This window comes from Mucilaginibacter sp. 22184 (genome assembly GCF_052045695.1).
GTDB lineage: Bacteria > Bacteroidota > Bacteroidia > Sphingobacteriales > Sphingobacteriaceae > Mucilaginibacter.
The window spans coordinates 1-15,568 of sequence record NZ_JBQEPI010000010.1 but is presented as its reverse complement, the minus strand read 5'-3'; the positions used below and the strand labels follow the sequence as shown (position 1 = coordinate 15,568).

Annotated in this window: 12 protein-coding genes and 1 riboswitch; of the genes, 5 read left to right on the top strand and 7 right to left on the bottom strand. The window is 44.5% G+C overall.

Annotated features, from left to right (window positions below; genetic code table 11):
• Positions 1-4: 4 nt before the first annotated feature.
• From ACTJKG_RS21510 to thiD, 4 genes are all read right to left on the bottom strand, one after another.
• Positions 5-460 carry a DUF2314 domain-containing protein gene (locus tag ACTJKG_RS21510; RefSeq protein ID WP_440740391.1) on the bottom strand — a complete coding sequence of 152 codons (456 nt, stop codon included), beginning with the start codon at positions 458-460 and terminating at the stop codon, positions 5-7.
• A gap of 417 nt (positions 461-877) precedes the next feature.
• Positions 878-1,216, bottom strand: a complete 339-nt coding sequence (locus ACTJKG_RS21505) for a cupin domain-containing protein (RefSeq protein ID WP_172336514.1) — start codon at positions 1,214-1,216, stop codon at positions 878-880.
• A gap of 442 nt (positions 1,217-1,658) precedes the next feature.
• Positions 1,659-3,524, bottom strand: coding sequence for a CocE/NonD family hydrolase (locus ACTJKG_RS21500; protein WP_440740390.1), 1,866 nt, complete (start codon positions 3,522-3,524; stop codon positions 1,659-1,661).
• A gap of 825 nt (positions 3,525-4,349) precedes the next feature.
• Positions 4,350-5,183, bottom strand: coding sequence for a bifunctional hydroxymethylpyrimidine kinase/phosphomethylpyrimidine kinase (gene thiD / locus ACTJKG_RS21495; protein ID WP_440740389.1), 834 nt, complete (start codon positions 5,181-5,183; stop codon positions 4,350-4,352).
• Between the two features lie 58 nt (positions 5,184-5,241).
• Positions 5,242-5,334: riboswitch (TPP riboswitch) on the bottom strand.
• A gap of 409 nt (positions 5,335-5,743) precedes the next feature.
• Between thiD and ACTJKG_RS21490 the strand changes: the two genes are divergently transcribed.
• The 5 genes from ACTJKG_RS21490 (at position 5,744) to ACTJKG_RS21470 (ending at position 12,183) form a co-directional block, all read left to right on the top strand.
• Positions 5,744-6,691 carry an endo-beta-N-acetylglucosaminidase H gene (locus ACTJKG_RS21490; protein ID WP_172336517.1) on the top strand — a complete coding sequence of 316 codons (948 nt, stop codon included), beginning with the start codon at positions 5,744-5,746 and terminating at the stop codon, positions 6,689-6,691.
• 31 nt (positions 6,692-6,722) lie between these two features.
• Positions 6,723-7,955 carry an endo-beta-N-acetylglucosaminidase H gene (locus ACTJKG_RS21485; protein WP_440740388.1) on the top strand — a complete coding sequence of 411 codons (1,233 nt, stop codon included), beginning with the start codon at positions 6,723-6,725 and terminating at the stop codon, positions 7,953-7,955.
• A gap of 135 nt (positions 7,956-8,090) precedes the next feature.
• Positions 8,091-9,422 carry a glycoside hydrolase family 18 gene (locus tag ACTJKG_RS21480; RefSeq protein WP_172336519.1) on the top strand — a complete coding sequence of 444 codons (1,332 nt, stop codon included), beginning with the start codon at positions 8,091-8,093 and terminating at the stop codon, positions 9,420-9,422.
• A 347-nt stretch (positions 9,423-9,769) separates the two neighbouring features.
• A complete protein-coding gene (locus ACTJKG_RS21475) occupies positions 9,770-11,074 on the top strand; it encodes an EndoS/ChiA family endoglycosidase (protein ID WP_440740387.1) in 1,305 nt (434 codons plus the stop codon).
• A gap of 140 nt (positions 11,075-11,214) precedes the next feature.
• Positions 11,215-12,183, top strand: a complete 969-nt coding sequence (locus tag ACTJKG_RS21470) for an EndoS/ChiA family endoglycosidase (RefSeq protein WP_440740386.1) — start codon at positions 11,215-11,217, stop codon at positions 12,181-12,183.
• Positions 12,184-12,440: 257 nt separating this feature from the next.
• On the opposite strand, the gene ACTJKG_RS21465 is transcribed toward ACTJKG_RS21470, so the two are convergent.
• The 3 genes from ACTJKG_RS21465 to gap all read right to left on the bottom strand — a co-directional run bounded on the left by ACTJKG_RS21465 (position 12,441) and on the right by gap (position 15,288).
• A complete protein-coding gene (locus tag ACTJKG_RS21465) occupies positions 12,441-13,631 on the bottom strand; it encodes a phosphoglycerate kinase (RefSeq protein ID WP_440740385.1) in 1,191 nt (396 codons plus the stop codon).
• Between the two features lie 101 nt (positions 13,632-13,732).
• Complete coding sequence (locus ACTJKG_RS21460; protein ID WP_440740384.1) at positions 13,733-14,167, bottom strand: GNAT family N-acetyltransferase; 435 nt, start codon at positions 14,165-14,167, stop codon at positions 13,733-13,735.
• Between the two features lie 116 nt (positions 14,168-14,283).
• Positions 14,284-15,288, bottom strand: a complete 1,005-nt coding sequence (gene gap / locus ACTJKG_RS21455) for a type I glyceraldehyde-3-phosphate dehydrogenase (protein ID WP_440740383.1) — start codon at positions 15,286-15,288, stop codon at positions 14,284-14,286.
• Positions 15,289-15,568 lie beyond the last annotated feature (280 nt).

Below are 15,568 nucleotides of genomic sequence, written 5' to 3'. Positions count from 1 at the left end.
GCCGCTACTGTTTGGTATTCAAATATTTCTCAGAAAACTCTCCGGTTATCTTCTTGGTTCTCAGGTCATGAACGGCCCAGTCTTCCACATCGGCTTGGTTGATACTGATCTTATCGCCAAGCTTAATATTTTTAAGGGTAAAAGGTGAATCGATAAATATTGCCCTGAAAATGCCATTGCTGTAGCCAATCACTTCCGACCACATATGCTCATGGTTACTGCCCTCTACAAAGTCGGATTTTACTACAAACCGGTAGCCCTCCGTATCCCTTCCATGCTTTTGCAGGCTATCTATAAACTGGGGTAAATATTTTTGAGCAGTACGCTTTAAAGCCAGGAACCGGGCATCATCCTTTGGTAAGGATACCGATTTATACAGCACATTATTTTCGACCTTGGTTTGTTGCCCATAAGCGCCGGTTATTACCAACAGCAACAAAATAAACAATAGATTTTTCATGCGTATTTCACCGATAAAGTTTGGATCTCCAGGTTTCAACTTCAAAACTATAGATTAGTGCAAATTCTGCATTACACCACAACCGTTATTTTTACATTAACCTCTGATCGCTCCGTCGGCCCCTAAAACTTTTTAAAGTTTTATTTTAACACTTTTTTAACCAAAAGCAGGGTAGAAATGGGTTAAAAACCACCAAAAATTCATTTAAAAAACCCCATTTTAACACTTTTTAACAAATTTCAGTGTGGTTTTTGAAGGTTTAAAAAGTATTAATTCATTGATCTTCAAATACCTAAATACAAACAGCTCATTTTTTTGAGGTATTTTTCCCTTAACCAAACAGCCCGGCTTTCTCCTTTTCGGGGAAAGCCGGGCTGTTTATACAATATACAAAATATTTGTGGGTTATGCAAAAGTCTAACCCATTACCGTTTCTGTTTGCTTATGTTCGATGGTTAGATTTACCGACCGCTCTCCGCCGGGACGGGTACGGTGACGCATATTTTTGGGGATAGTTAACAATTGCCCGGGCTGTAACTCGATGGTGCCGGTTTCCAGGTCGATGAGCAGGGTACCTTCAAGTACCAGAAAGGTTTCGTCGGAGTTGGGGTGCAGGTGCCAGAAATAAGGCTCCGTCATGATCCCTATCCGCACGATATGATCGTTCACGCTGCTCAGAATGGTATTGAAATAATCTTCCGGATGTTCTGCCGAGATCACTTTTGTATCGATAACCGTTGGTTGTAATGGCTCCATATGCAATAAAACAGATTTATATAAAATTTAATAGTTGTTCGCAAATACTAAATATCGACCACAGGCTAAAAAGTGGGTTTACATGGTTTACACTTTTCGTGGTTGAAATTTTTATAAAAAATTCATTTTCAATATATTATAAAAATAAAACTGCGATTTACCAGATTTTATGTAAACCCATGTAAAAATACTAAAACCAGCTAAAGATACGCTGAAGAAATAAAAGGCTTTGTCGAAAAAAAGCGGGCTGTCACCCCACAGTCGAAGGGTAGCGTGTAGAGGCCAGTTCACCATGCTCCGACGGAGATCAGCATAACACCCATCAAAAGAATCAGGGAATTGTGCTATTACTCCATTTTTTAATTCATCCTTACATCAGATACTGAGTAACAAAACCATTCTATATTCATTTTTCAACATCCGGTGTTCGATATTTGCTAGTCTATTCTATCACCCTTACTTTCAACAAGCTGTTTCCGCCGCCGGTATACACCCGGTGGGTTGCTTTTTTAAAGTCGGTATCTTTCGCTTTCATGATATCCTGGAATTGCTGGGTGTTTCTATCAGTGAGCGGGAACCAGGTGCTTTGCACCTGCACCATTAAACGGTGACCTTTTTTAAAGGTATGCAGCACATCCTGCAGTTCAAAATTCACCGGGCTAACCTGTCCTGGTACAAATGGCTCCGGTTTATCAAAACCATTGCGGTATTTGCCGCGCATGGCCTCGCTGCGTACCATTTGCTGATAGCCCGACAGGTAAACCTCCTTGCCTGTCCATTTATTATTTTTGGCCGAATCGGGGTAAACATCAATCACCTTCACCACCCAATCGGCATCGGTGCCGGTGGTTGATACTTTTAAATTAGCCCAGATGTTGCCCGCAATGGTCATATCTTTGTCCAGCACATCGGTTTGATAGGTTAATACATCGGGCCTGCGGGCGGCAAAACGCTGATCGCCGGTCATGTATTCCCGCTTCATATCATTGGTAATATCGTTGGTAAAAGGTACCGGTTTGTTAGGGTCTGATACAAACTCGTCAAAGCTGCCTTCTGTAACTGCTGAGGCATCGAAAGACAGTTTACCGCCAGGCAACAGGTATAGGCTCTTTTCCGTAGCTTCTTTTGCCGGCCAGGTATTGTAGTTTTTCCATTGATTAGTGCCGGTTTCAAATACGGATACCGGTGCCAGGTTCAGGTCGGTACCTTTAAGGTAATGACTAAAAAAGGCGAACTCTATCTTTTCGCGGTAAAACGGACCCGTTGGGCCGCCAAAATCCACATCGCCTAAATGGTCGCCATCACCGCGGGCCCAGCCGCCATGCACCCAGGGGCCCATAGCAAAGTAAACCGGTGTTTTAGGGTTTTCCTTAACCAATGTTTTATAGGTGTTGATAGCTCCGTACAGATCCTCGGCATCGTACCAGCCGCCGGTAACCAGCACAGCGGTTTTAATATCGTGCAGGTGGGTTAATACGTTGCGGTCTTTCCAGTGCTGATCATAGTTGGGATGATCCAGCATCTCGTTCCACAGGCGGATGGTATCCTTATAATATTTATCGTTGGTATTTTTTACGGAACCCATTTTCAGGAAAAAATCATAGCCATCTTCGGTACCGAAATCAAATCCCGGTGCACGGCGCTGCGTGGGTTTACCATCCTGTCGGTTGGTAAAAAAGGAGTAGAAACCAAAATTGGCCACCAGCATAAAGGCGCCGTTATGAAAAGCGTCATCGCGATACAAATCGGCAATAGGTGCCTGCGGCGATGCGGCAACCAATGCGGGGTGACGGCTTAGCAGTGCCGTGGTGGTATAAAAACCGGGATATGATATGCCCCACACGCCCACTTTGCCATTATTATTGGGGATGTTTTTAAGCAGCCAGTTGATGGTATCATACGTGTCGGTGCCTTCGTCAACATCGTTTTTGGTTTTGTGCACCTCTTTTTCGGGTGTCATTTCCTCATAAACGCCTTCACTCATCCAGCGGCCGCGTACATCCTGGTAAACAAAAATAAATCCATCATGCACAAATGCCGGTGATGGGCCCAGGCTGCCTTTATACAGATCGGTTCCGTAGGGTGCAACGCTGTAGGGCGTGCGATCCATCATAAATGGGTATTTTTTGGATTTATCTTTAGGTACGTATACCGAGGTAAACAGCTTTTTACCATCGCGCATGGGTATCTGGTATTCGTATTTCTGGTAATTAGCCTTGATGTATTCGGCATCGGGCGGTGGGGTTTGCGCGTAAACGCTGATAACTGTTATGGCCAGCCATAAACAGGTAAATAAAGTTTTTTTCATTTAATTAGTCAATCAAGCCCTAAATGTACCTCAATAAAATAAAATGGGCAACTGGTGATGAGTTTTGAGTGGGGGGGTGGTGAGGAGTGAATGGGCAGTTTGCAGAAATCAAGGCGACGATGTCCCCCAGGGATCTTCTGAAAAGGATCCTGAGGGATCAAAAGGGGCTGTCACCCTGAGCTCCGTCGAAGGGTAGAGCGCAGAGGCCTGCCCACCATGCTTCGACGGAGCTCAGCATGACACCTTTTTGGGATAGCAGCCTCTTGTGTTCCCTCGGGGTCTCATGAAAGGGACTCTGAGGTTTTCTATAGGGGAATAGAGAACAGCTAATAACTCAGGGCCCTCTGCGAGAGACCCGGAGTGGACAAAAATTAACAAGCCCTTAGCATTTAGCTAAGGGCTTGAGAGGGTATTAATGTAGAATAACAAAACTTACTTTATTCCATTATAAGTATGTCCTCTAAAACTGCTGGCGTTTAGCCATAAGGCATGTGTGGCATGCCTTACCAATTGCATGGAGTTTTTGACCTCCATTTTTTCGGGCAGGGGCATTTACGCGATCGGGACTTTACGCGATGTAGAGAACGTAAAATCCATCGGGTATTTGAGGTTTAACGGGGTGGATTTGCGATAAGGATCGAACGCGGGGTATCGACTCACCCCGACATCGCTGCGCTCGTCACCCCCTCTCTCCGCTTCGCGCATAGAGGGGATTTATTTCATTTTTGTCATCCTGAGGAACGAAGGATCTATTCTACAATTGAAAAGTTCAACAATAGATGCTTCACTGCGTTCAGCATGACAAATCTATTTTTTTTACTATTCTTAGGAATTGATAATGAGTTTCTGCGGATCAAAAAAATGATTCAGCGGACCGTTGCCTCTGCCCACGTGCGCATCTTTCCCATTCAGTATAGCCTGGTGAACATACTCTTGCGCCAATGCTACCGCATCCGACAGTGAACTTCCCCGGGCGATATAGCTGACTATGGCCGATGACAGGGTGCACCCGGTTCCACGGGTGTTTGGCGTATCTATTTTTTCAAAACTGAATTCTTGTATCTGGCCATCGCCGGTAAAATATAAGGAGGTTAATTTTATAGCATTTAGATGACCTCCCTTGAGCAATACCGACCGGGCTCCGAGCTCGATGATCTTTTTACCGGCTGCCTGCATATCATCTACAGTGTGTATGGATACCCCGGTCAAAACAGCGGCCTCATCCAGATTCGGGGTTATAACGGCAGCCAGCGGAAACAGTTTTTTAACGATGACGGCTATGGTGCTATCCTCCAGGAGCCGGTGCCCGCTGGTGGATACCATCACCGGGTCAAACACTACCGGCACTTTTGGATATTGCTGCAGCGTATTTACAATGGAGTCTACAATAGCCGTAGTATGTACCATCCCTATTTTGATAGCATCCGGGAAAACATCATCCAATACGGCACGCAGCTGCGCCTCTACTACATCAGCAGGAATAGGATAAACAGATTGCACCCCACGGGTATTTTGTACCGGCAGCGCGGTAAGCACCGAAGTAGCGTAGCAACCCAATGCCGAAATAGTTTTGATATCGCCCTGGATACCCGCGCCGCCAATGCCATCAAACCCGGCTATGGTTAATACGGATGGATAACTATGTGTTTTTTTATTCATGATTTATGCTTTTCATAAAAACAGGGCTTACAGGGCTCGGGACTGAGCAAACGGGCAGAAATAGTTCCCGACTTTTCCCTACGCCGGTATCAGCCGGATCAGGTTCAAAGGGTTTGTCTCAATTCTGTACAGAATACCCCTAAAGCCATAGCAAATGTAGTTTTTCTTGTTCATTTATGCCGGTATATCATGATCAGATATATTATAGAAAAACATATCGAAATAAAAATATTAACTTGTACAATAAAAATTTTAAAACCTTGTAGGCAATTCCTGATTATTGCTTGTCTATATCACTGTAAACCAATTAAATCATCACGCATATAAAACCTGCCTATATGCCTGCTACAATATTGAAAAACAAAAATGATATCATATTTATGAGATATTTAACTACGCGTATCATATTGCTAAATCGTTTAACACCGACTCATCCCCTATTAACTTATTCCCATTAATTTTTGCCGTTACCTATAAAAATAGCAGATGCCTATGGATAAAACACCGCTTTTGAACTTACAACCTATTAAAAATTTATAAAACCAATTTAACAACCGACCATGAGAAAAACATCTAATTCAATTACCAAAGCATCTGTTGCTTTATTAGGCCTTTCGCTGCTATTTACAGCAGCCTGTAAAAAAGATCTGTCGCCCACCCCGAAAACCGACAATGACGCATCAAAATTAAGCACCAACGCTATTGGTGTTAGCGGTCCTAAGGGCGTTTGCTACGTAGAGGTGAACAGCAATGATATTTTGAATGTGGGCAAGTATACCTTATCAACCGGGCAGCCGCTTTTTGATATCGGTATTATTTTCGCAGCCAATATCAATTATAACACCAGCACCCAGAAAGCCGAGCTATTTTTTAATCCGCAGGTAACTACTGTATTAAATAATAAAGCCACCAAGATACAGCCCTTACAGGCTAAAGGCATTAAGGTATTGCTATCTATTTTGGGTAATCACCAGGGCGCGGGTATTAGTAATTTTCCCAACCAGGCAGCCGCCCAGGCATTTGCCCAATTGCTGGCCAACGCGGTAAACACCTACGGGCTAGACGGTATTGACTTTGACGATGAATATGCCGATTACGGCACCAACGGTACCGGGCAACCTAACTCCAGCTCATTTGTGTACCTGGTAACCGCCTTACGACAGCTGATGCCCAACAAGATCATCTCTTTTTACTTTTATGGCCCGGCAGCATCGCGCTTAAGCTTTAATGGCGTAACCGTAGGCTCAAAAGTTGATTACAGCTGGAATGCTATTTATGGTTCGTACTCCGTACCTAATGTACCAGGGTTAGCCAAAAGTAATTTGGGCCCTGCCGCTATTGATATCCAAAGCACCAGCTCATCAACCGCGGCTTCGCTGGCTACGCAAACCGTTAATAATAGCTATGGTATATACCTGTATTATAACCTGCCCAATACAGATGTGCATACTTACCTGAGCAGTGTATCAAACGCGCTGTATGGTAAGGCTACCGTGAAACTACCTTAACATCTACCCTAAAAAAACAATAGTAACCGACATGAAAACATCTATCAATTTATCCTTTAACAGGATAGCTGTGGCCTCATTGGGCTTCGTGCTACTGTTTACGGCAGCTTGTAAAAAAGATCTGTCGCCCGCTGCAAAAACAAACAATGCCCCCTCAAAACTGGGCACCAACGCTATTGGTGTTAGTGGCCCCAAAGGCGTTTGTTATGTAGAGGTGAACAATAACGACATCCTGAATGTGGGCAATTACAAGCTATCAACCGGGGAGCAGCTTTTTGATATCGGCATTATATTCGCCGCCAATATCAATTACAATACCAGTACCCAAAAAGCCGAATTGTTTTTTAATCCGCAGGTTACCGCGGTGCTAAACAACGCGGCCACCAAAATCCAGCCATTACAGGCCAAGGGTATCAAGGTGATGCTATCCATCCTGGGTAATCACCAGGGCGCGGGGATCTCCAACTTCCCGAGCCAGCAGGCCGCGCAGGATTTTGCCCAGTTACTGGCCAACGCTGTAACCACTTATGGTTTGGACGGTATCGACTTTGATGACGAATATGCCGACTACGGCACCAACAACACCGGGCAACCCAACTCCAGCTCGTTTGTTTACCTGGTAACAGCCCTACGCCAGTTGCTGCCTACCAAACTGATCTCTTTCTATTTTATCGGTCCGGCGGCATCCAACTTAAGCTATAATGGGGTAACCGTAGGTTCAAAGATCGACTATAGCTGGCAAGCCTATTATGGCAGCTATGGCGCTCCCAACGTACCGGGATTAGCTAAAAGCAACCTGGGTCCCGCTGCTATTGATATCCAGAGCACCAGTTCGTCAACCGCAGCCTCATTGGCTACACAAACTGTAAATAATGGCTATGGCATTTACCTTTATTATAATTTGCCCAACACCGATGTGCATACTTACCTGAGCAGTGTTTCCAACGCGCTGTATGGCAAAGCAACGGTATATGGCAGCAGCACCACGCCAACTACTGGTGTTACTTTTTACCAGGATATCAATTATGCAGGCACGGCTACCAGCACCATTGCCAAGGGGAATTACACCCTATCGCAGTTACAGGCGCTGGGCTTTGTGAACGATTGGGCATCGTCGGTAAAAATACCTTCGGGATGGACGGTGACCATGTACGGTGATGATAACTTTACCGGTACCTCCTGGACGTTAACTTCCAACACAACCAATTTCACCACCCTGTCGCCCAACGCGAACGATGTGGTATCATCTGTTAAAATTCAATAATTAAAAAATGAGAATCAGGAGTTAAGAGTCAGGAATCAAGACTGGAACAAAACCTTCCGGGAATTTGCCAAAGCTCTTGATTCCTCGTTCTTGGCTCTTGATTCTATCAACGCTCTCTTAACCAAAAAAACAATTATGAAAAAAAACGCTTTTTTAACAAGGCTTGGATTGCCTATGCTTTGTCTGTTCGCTCTTGCTGTTACTTCATCCTGCAAAAAGGATAATGGAAACTCCGCCGAAAAACTACAAACACTTGGCGCATCCACAAATAATTTAAAAACCCAGGCGGTAACTTCCAATGCCGACCTGATCGCTTATAAAAACAGCGTGCATAAAATATTTGTAGGCTTTTTGGTGGGTGATGGTGCCGACGCGGCTGCCAGTTTCAATCCGGCCAATGCGCCCGACAGTACCGATTTCCTGGAGTTTTTTGCCGGGAATGATGCCACACGGTCGCACTGGCGCGCTGCACAGGCCAAAGGAACCCGGATTGTGGTATGCCACTTTTTGGGCGACGCCTATTTTGATGGATCTTCCAAAGATCCGGCTACGCCAACTTCAACCAAAACCGTTGCCACTGCAACCAGTACTTATGACCATTGGTCGCAGGCCATGTATAACCAGCACATTGTAGCCGACTCTTTAGACGGCATAGACCTGGATATAGAATCTGGTACTATCGACAACAAAAATGTAACCAGCAGCAGTTACCCGAATTTATTAACCTCCGTTGCCAAATGGTTCGGACCAAATTCTACTTCGGCAGTTACCAAAAGTATGGGTAAAAAACCGGTGTTCTTTTATGACACCGATGGATCCCTGGATAACAACAGTTTAACCGGCACCAAAAGCAATTATGACTATATATTATTCCAATCCTATACTACCGGAAGCCATTTCTGGAGCAGCAGTTCCTTCCCGCTATCCTCAATAGCCTCTACTTATGGAGCGGATAAAACTATTTTGCTGGTTAACGGCGATAGCTTTAAACATGCCGATGGCAGTGAAGACCAATCAGGCGGCGATGCTCAGGCAACGTCAGATCTATACAATTATGCCACCAATTGGGCCAAAGCCAACAAGGTTGCCGGCGTTGGAGCATATCGTATGAGCCGCGATTACAACCATACTCCTCCATTTATTGTTTCCAGGAACGCTATCCAATTGATGAATGGCAGCGGTGGTACTACGCCAACTACGGGTGTAACTTTTTATCAGAACACCAATTACGGCGGTACAGCTACCAGTCTGATCCAGAAAGGTACTTATACCCTGGCGCAATTACAGGCCAAAGGCTTTGTAGATAACTGGGCATCATCGGTAAAAGTACCCTCAGGATGGACGGTGATCATGTATACCAACGATAACTTTGGCGGCACCTCATGGACACGTACAGCCAACACACCCGATTTTACCACCTTATCGCCAAATGCCAATGATAAAGTGACCTCGGTTAAAATTCAATGATCTGAACTCTTTTTTAAGAATAACGACCTGTGAAATAAATAATTAGCCAAAAGAAGGAGTCTCACCCTTCTTTGTGTTAAAATTCAATGATCTGAACTCCTCTTTGGGAGTAACGATCTGTGAAATAAATAATTAGCCAAAAGAAGGAGTCTCACCCTTCTTTCGGCTAAAATTCAATGATCTGAACTCCTCTTTGGGAGTAACGATCTACGAAATAAATAATGGCCAAAGAAGGAGTCTCACCCTTTTTTGGCTAATTATCCTTTTTGAAAAAGTTGCTATACAACCTTCCTGTTAATATTTATGAATCAATTTTATTAAACATAAACCCTTTAAAATCCCTCATTATGAAAAAAAACCTCTTTTCTTTCAAAGCCGGTCTTTTGTTGATCAGCCTCTCTGCGTTGCTTGCAACCCAAGCCTGTAAGAAGGACCATGGCAGCGCTGCTTCTAAACTGCAAACCGAAGGTTCATCTAAAAACAGCTTGACAACGCTATCTGCAGCTTCAGACAGCGCTTTGGTTGCCTACAAGAAAACCAAGCACGAAATTACCGCTGGTTTCTACCGTGTACAGGGCCCTTGTTATGGGGCCGGCGTAAATGGCTCCAACTTTTCGTTGGTGCCGGATAGCCTGGATGTACTCATTCTCTTTTGTTTCGACAAGACCTCGCCTATTGCCGCCAGCGTACCGGCATGGGTAAGCGCCTTACATGCCAAAGGCACCAAAGTGATCATTACCGGTAACCTCAACATTCCTTCGGGCGTACCGCATAACACCGCGGGGTACCAGACAACCGCCAAAATGATCATGGATAGCGTGGTTAACAAATACGGTTTGGATGGCTATGATATTGATGTGGAAAGCAATCCGTCGGGTACAACCCTAACCGATATGACTGGCGTTTACACTGCGCTTTCCGCTTACCTGGGTCCAAAATCAGGCACCGGGAAACTATTGACCTTTGATACCAATCAAACCGGCACCAACAGCCTTTTCCGGAATGTGTATACCATGATCGATTATGTATGGCTGCAGGCTTATGGTCGTGGGTCTTCTACTTTGCAAAGTACCTGGAACACTTTTTCTTCTTATATCACCTCGGATAAATTTGTACCCGGATTTTCATTCTACGAAGAAAACGGCTATCCAAGCAATTACTGGGATGATGTTACTTACCCGGAAAACGGAACAGGCCGCGCTTATGATTATGCCCGCTGGGAGCCAACCTCAGGCAAAAAAGGCGGCGTATTTGGTTATGCCATTGACCGCGATGCACCGCTTACCTCTCTGCACGATAACACTCTTCGTGTTCCGGATTACAAAGTAACTAAGGACCTGATCAAGATCATGAACCCAACCAGCGGCGGTGGCGGTACTACAACAGGGGTGGTTTTTTATCAAAACTCCAACTATGCCGGTACAGCTACCCAAAAAATAGCTAAAGGCAATTATACCCTGGCGCAATTACAAGCCAAGGGTTTTGTGAACGATTGGGCATCATCGGTGCAGATACCTTCGGGCTGGACAGTGATCATGTATTCTAATGACAATTTTGGCGGCACATCATGGACATTAACTGCCAATAACAGTTGGTTTGGCGCGTTGTCGCCAAGTGCCAATGATGTAGTGTCATCGATTAAGATCCAATAACATTAAGAGAGTCAGGAGACAAGAATCAGGACATAAAGGAAAACCTCTGGACATTTTCCTAAATCCTGATTCTTGACTCTTGGTTCTTGATTCCTACTATACCTTTCAACTATTTATCCACCTATCAAAAATCTATGAAAATGAATTCATTAAAAAAATCAAACAAGGTTTGCCATACCAGTATGGTAATTGCAGGCTTATCCCTGCTATTTTTAACCGGTTGTAAAAAGTCGGAGCAGGTATCCCCAACAGGCGAAAACGCACAGTCTGCTACAGCGCGTGCTGTTACTACAACATCTGTTACCGCCGGCCCTCCTTACAAAGTGGCTTATTATGCCTTTGATAATGGCAGCGTTTCGCTGCTGCAGTGCACCCAAAGTGCCAATGTGATGGTATTGTTTGAAGGTACACCATGGCAAATTGTCGATTCTACGCATTACGATCCCAACCACAATGGTATTATGCTGAGCAACCAGTACAAATCATACAAAGCTATTATGGCCGATGTACGAACATTACAGGCCAGGGGAGTAAAGGTGCTGATGAATATTGACGATGCGGCTTCATGGAGCACAACAACACCTTTTACCAATAGCGCCGGTACCAAATTAACCTATACCCAATTTGCTGCTTTTGTTAAACAAATGGTAATTGAATCCTTGCACCTGGATGGTATTGCTTTGGATATTGAACACGGGGCAACGGTAAATACAAATTATAACAACATGCTAAAGGCACTGGGAGGATACTTTGGACCAAAATCATCCAACACCAGCACCATTTACACCGCGGCCATATACAGCGGCGCGCCAGAAGGTGATGCCATAGGCAAAAAAGCAAGCATGGCAGCCTACTTTAATTTTGTGGAGGATATGGGATATTTCTCTGATAATACTTCAAGATTTAACCAATACGCCAAGTACATAGGCAATGCCAAAACCATGATCGGTGTATCATCTCAATATAACAGCCTGGCCAATGCCGAAGCAGCCGCAGCCTGGCAGCCCCCTACCGGCGACCTTAAAGCCGGTATTATGGTTTATGCCGCGAATGGCGCAGGTCAGGCTTATACCGATTCTGTTTTTGCGCACTTGAGTGTTAAACGGTAATGATGAAGTAAGCTCTTGTTGAAATTCAATAGCCTCTTTTAACCCATTGCGTCATTGCGAGCGCAGTGTGGCAATCCCTAACTATACAGAGCCGCTCTACAAATCGGGGATTGCCACGCTGCGCTCGCAATGACGCGTTTTTTTTATTCCGTTTCATACTTCGCAATGACGCGTTTTTTAGCATAATAACTTAGGCCTTAAATAAAAAAGCCTCCTGATATGATCAGGAGGCTTTTTTATTTATAGGAGATATGCTCTTACTCGTTGATCGCTTTTACGCCTGGTAATTCTTTACCTTCCATGTATTCCAGTAAAGCGCCGCCACCGGTTGACACGTAGCTAACTTCCTGGGTCAGGTTAAATTTGGCAACAGCTGCTGCTGAATCGCCACCACCTATCAGGGAGAAAGCGCCATTTTCAGTAGCTTTAACTACGGCTTCGGCAATAGCTTTGGTTCCTACTAAAAACGATTCCATTTCAAAAACACCCATCGGGCCGTTCCATAAAATGGTTTTTGATTCTTCAACCACCTTGCTGAATAAAGTAACGGTTTCCGGACCAATATCCAGGCCCATCCAACCGTCAGGAATCTGGCCGGTTTTAGCAACGCCGGTTTTGGCATCGTTAGCAAAAGCATCAGCAATAACGTTATCTACCGGTAAGTACAATTTTACGCCTTTGTCTTTTGCTTTTTGTTTCAGGCTGATAGCCAGGTCGAGCTTATCGGCTTCAACCAGTGAAGTACCAATGTTACCACCATCGGCTTTAGCAAAGGTATAAGCCATACCGCCACCGATGATCAGGTTATCTACCTTATCCAGCAGTTTTTCGATCAGCTCAATTTTATCAGAAACTTTTGAACCACCCATGATAGCGGTGAAAGGTTTGGCAGCACCGTTTAATATTTTTTCGGCATTGTTCAGTTCGGCAGCCATCAGGTAACCAAAATATTTGGCATCCGGGAAAAACTGCGCGATAACCGCTGTAGAAGCGTGAGCGCGGTGAGCCGTACCAAAAGCATCGTTCACGTACACATCACCCAGTTTCGAAAGCTTTTCGGCAAAAGCCACATCGCCTTTTTCTTCTTCTTTATAAAAACGCAGGTTCTCTAATAAAAGCACCTCGCCTTTTCCTAATTTTTGTGATTTTTCAACAGCGTCGGCACCAATGCAATCATCAGCAAACTGCACCTGCTGACCCAGCAGATCTGATAAATGCGAAACAACATGCTTCAAAGAGTCCTTCTCATTCGGCCCATCTTTCGGGCGCCCCAGGTGCGACATCAGGATAACTTTACCACCATCTTTTAAAATCTTTTTTATGGTTGGCAAAGCGGCCGTCATCCGGTTATCATCAGTAATGTTATAATCCTTATCCAAAGGCACGTTAAAATCAACCCTGATCAGGGCTCTTTTGCCTGCAAAACTTATTTGATCTACTGTTTTCATATTAATTATATGGGTCATTTACTGTAAGGCGCGCAAATTGGGCATTTTATTCTTAATTCTTAACGAAAAAGTAAAAAAGGTGTTTGAAAATACCCCAAACTTCATGATATTTTAACATACATCACATAATGCGGCCCAATTCCGGGCACTTCAAACTCCGGCGAAATGATCTCAAAACCGGCATTATGATAAAAAGCGACCGCCTTTTTACGCGCGTTGCACCAAACATAATTGGCTTTTTGGCCGCGCAGGTACACCAGGGCAAAATTAACCAGTTGGTTCCCCAGCCCTTTGCCCCTGTATTTTTCGGTAGTAGCCATGCCCCGCAATTGGTAGGCCTTGCCTTCAAAACCTTCATAATTCTGGGGATGAAACGAAGCCACACAGGCCAGTTCATCATTTTGATAATAGCCTAAATGAAACGCACCCTCTATCCTGTCTGTCGGGAAAATACATTCATCCAGGGTGAGTTTCCCTTCGCGCAGCACTTCGTTGCGGATAGGCAATAACTCTTCTACAGTTATAAATTTGATCATAGTTTTTTATGAGAGTCAAGAATTAAGAGCCAAGAATCAAGAAAAAAACAATCATTGATTATCGACCCTCTTTCTGGTTAGCTATTTTCTTAACTCTTGATTCTATTCTTTGGGTTCTATTCATTTAGCTCTAACGCAGCTATTTCCTCTACCAGATCGGCCAGGCGGCTGCTGTAGCCCATTTCGTTATCGTACCAGCCAACCACTTTCACCAGTCCGCCTACGATAGAGGTGAGCTGCGCATCAAAAATACAGCTGTGCGGATTATCCAGTATATCGGTTGATACGATGGGATCTTCGGTATACTCCAGTACATTTTTCATGGGGCCATCGGCAGCCTGTTTAAATGCCCGGTTAATTTCTTCAATAGTGGGTTGCTTTTTAAGGCTGCAGGTAAAATCTGTTAATGAGCCATTAAGCACCGGAACACGGATACCGGCACCACCCAAGCGCCCTTCCAGATGTGGAAATATAGCCGTAATAGCTTTGGCCGCGCCTGTTGTAGTAGGTATAATAGAGGCCGAAGCTGCCCTTGCCCGGCGCAAGTCTTTATGCGGAGCATCATGCAAACTTTGATCGCCGGTCATAGAGTGAACGGTGGTGATGTAGCCATCAATAATTCCCCAGTTCTCATCCAGTATCTTCACCATAGCCGCCACATTATTGGTGGTACAGGAAGCATTGGATAATATGGGTGACCGCAGATCGACCAGACCATCGTTGACAGCCAGCACCACGGTAGGTACATTTTTATCTGTTGACGGGGCCGAGATAATTACCTGTTTGGCACCGGCCGCCAAATGCAGTTCAGCGCCCTGCCTGGAAGTGAATTTTCCGGTTGATTCTATCACCAGATCAATATCCAACTCGCCCCAGGGCAATGCCTGGGGATCACGCTCAGCAAATACTTTTATCTGCTGCCCGTTAACGTAAAGATTGCTGGCATCATGCTCAACCGTACCTTTAAATCCACGGTGAACCGAATCATATTTAAATAAATGAGCAAGGGTTTGCGTATCGGTGAGGTCATTGATAGCTACCACCTCGATACCGGGTTTAGCTAAGATATTTCTTAAAAAAATGCGGCCTATGCGGCCAAATCCATTTATGGCGATCTTCATTCTCTCTGTTTTAAAAACAGGTCAAAGTTAGTAATTAAGTCATTGGGGCATTGAGCCATTAGGTCATTTTTTGATAATATAACGCATAATCACTATAAAGTAAATGACTTAATGACTCACGAAGTAAATGACTTAATCTCTTCAAACAAATAAATTTCGCAAAGCCACCTGTTCGCGTTCTTTAGAGCGGATACAGAAAGTGACCATCCAGTTAAAAACAATCGGGATCAGCAGGATCACCGAGATCAGGAAGGTGTTACTCAGATCACTGAACAATAGC

Coding starts and splice junctions, on each gene's coding strand:
- gap (WP_440740383.1), bottom strand. CDS start 15,288: ATGAAGATCGCCATAAATGGATTTGGCCGCATAGGCCGCATTTTTTTA.
- ACTJKG_RS21460 (WP_440740384.1), bottom strand. CDS start 14,167: ATGATCAAATTTATAACTGTAGAAGAGTTATTGCCTATCCGCAACGAA.
- ACTJKG_RS21510 (WP_440740391.1), bottom strand. CDS start 460: ATGAAAAATCTATTGTTTATTTTGTTGCTGTTGGTAATAACCGGCGCT.
- ACTJKG_RS21480 (WP_172336519.1), top strand. CDS start 8,091: ATGAAAAAAAACGCTTTTTTAACAAGGCTTGGATTGCCTATGCTTTGT.
- ACTJKG_RS21485 (WP_440740388.1), top strand. CDS start 6,723: ATGAAAACATCTATCAATTTATCCTTTAACAGGATAGCTGTGGCCTCA.
- ACTJKG_RS21490 (WP_172336517.1), top strand. CDS start 5,744: ATGAGAAAAACATCTAATTCAATTACCAAAGCATCTGTTGCTTTATTA.
- ACTJKG_RS21500 (WP_440740390.1), bottom strand. CDS start 3,524: ATGAAAAAAACTTTATTTACCTGTTTATGGCTGGCCATAACAGTTATC.
- ACTJKG_RS21505 (WP_172336514.1), bottom strand. CDS start 1,216: ATGGAGCCATTACAACCAACGGTTATCGATACAAAAGTGATCTCGGCA.
- thiD (WP_440740389.1), bottom strand. CDS start 5,183: ATGAATAAAAAAACACATAGTTATCCATCCGTATTAACCATAGCCGGG.
- ACTJKG_RS21470 (WP_440740386.1), top strand. CDS start 11,215: ATGAATTCATTAAAAAAATCAAACAAGGTTTGCCATACCAGTATGGTA.
- ACTJKG_RS21475 (WP_440740387.1), top strand. CDS start 9,770: ATGAAAAAAAACCTCTTTTCTTTCAAAGCCGGTCTTTTGTTGATCAGC.
- ACTJKG_RS21465 (WP_440740385.1), bottom strand. CDS start 13,631: ATGAAAACAGTAGATCAAATAAGTTTTGCAGGCAAAAGAGCCCTGATC.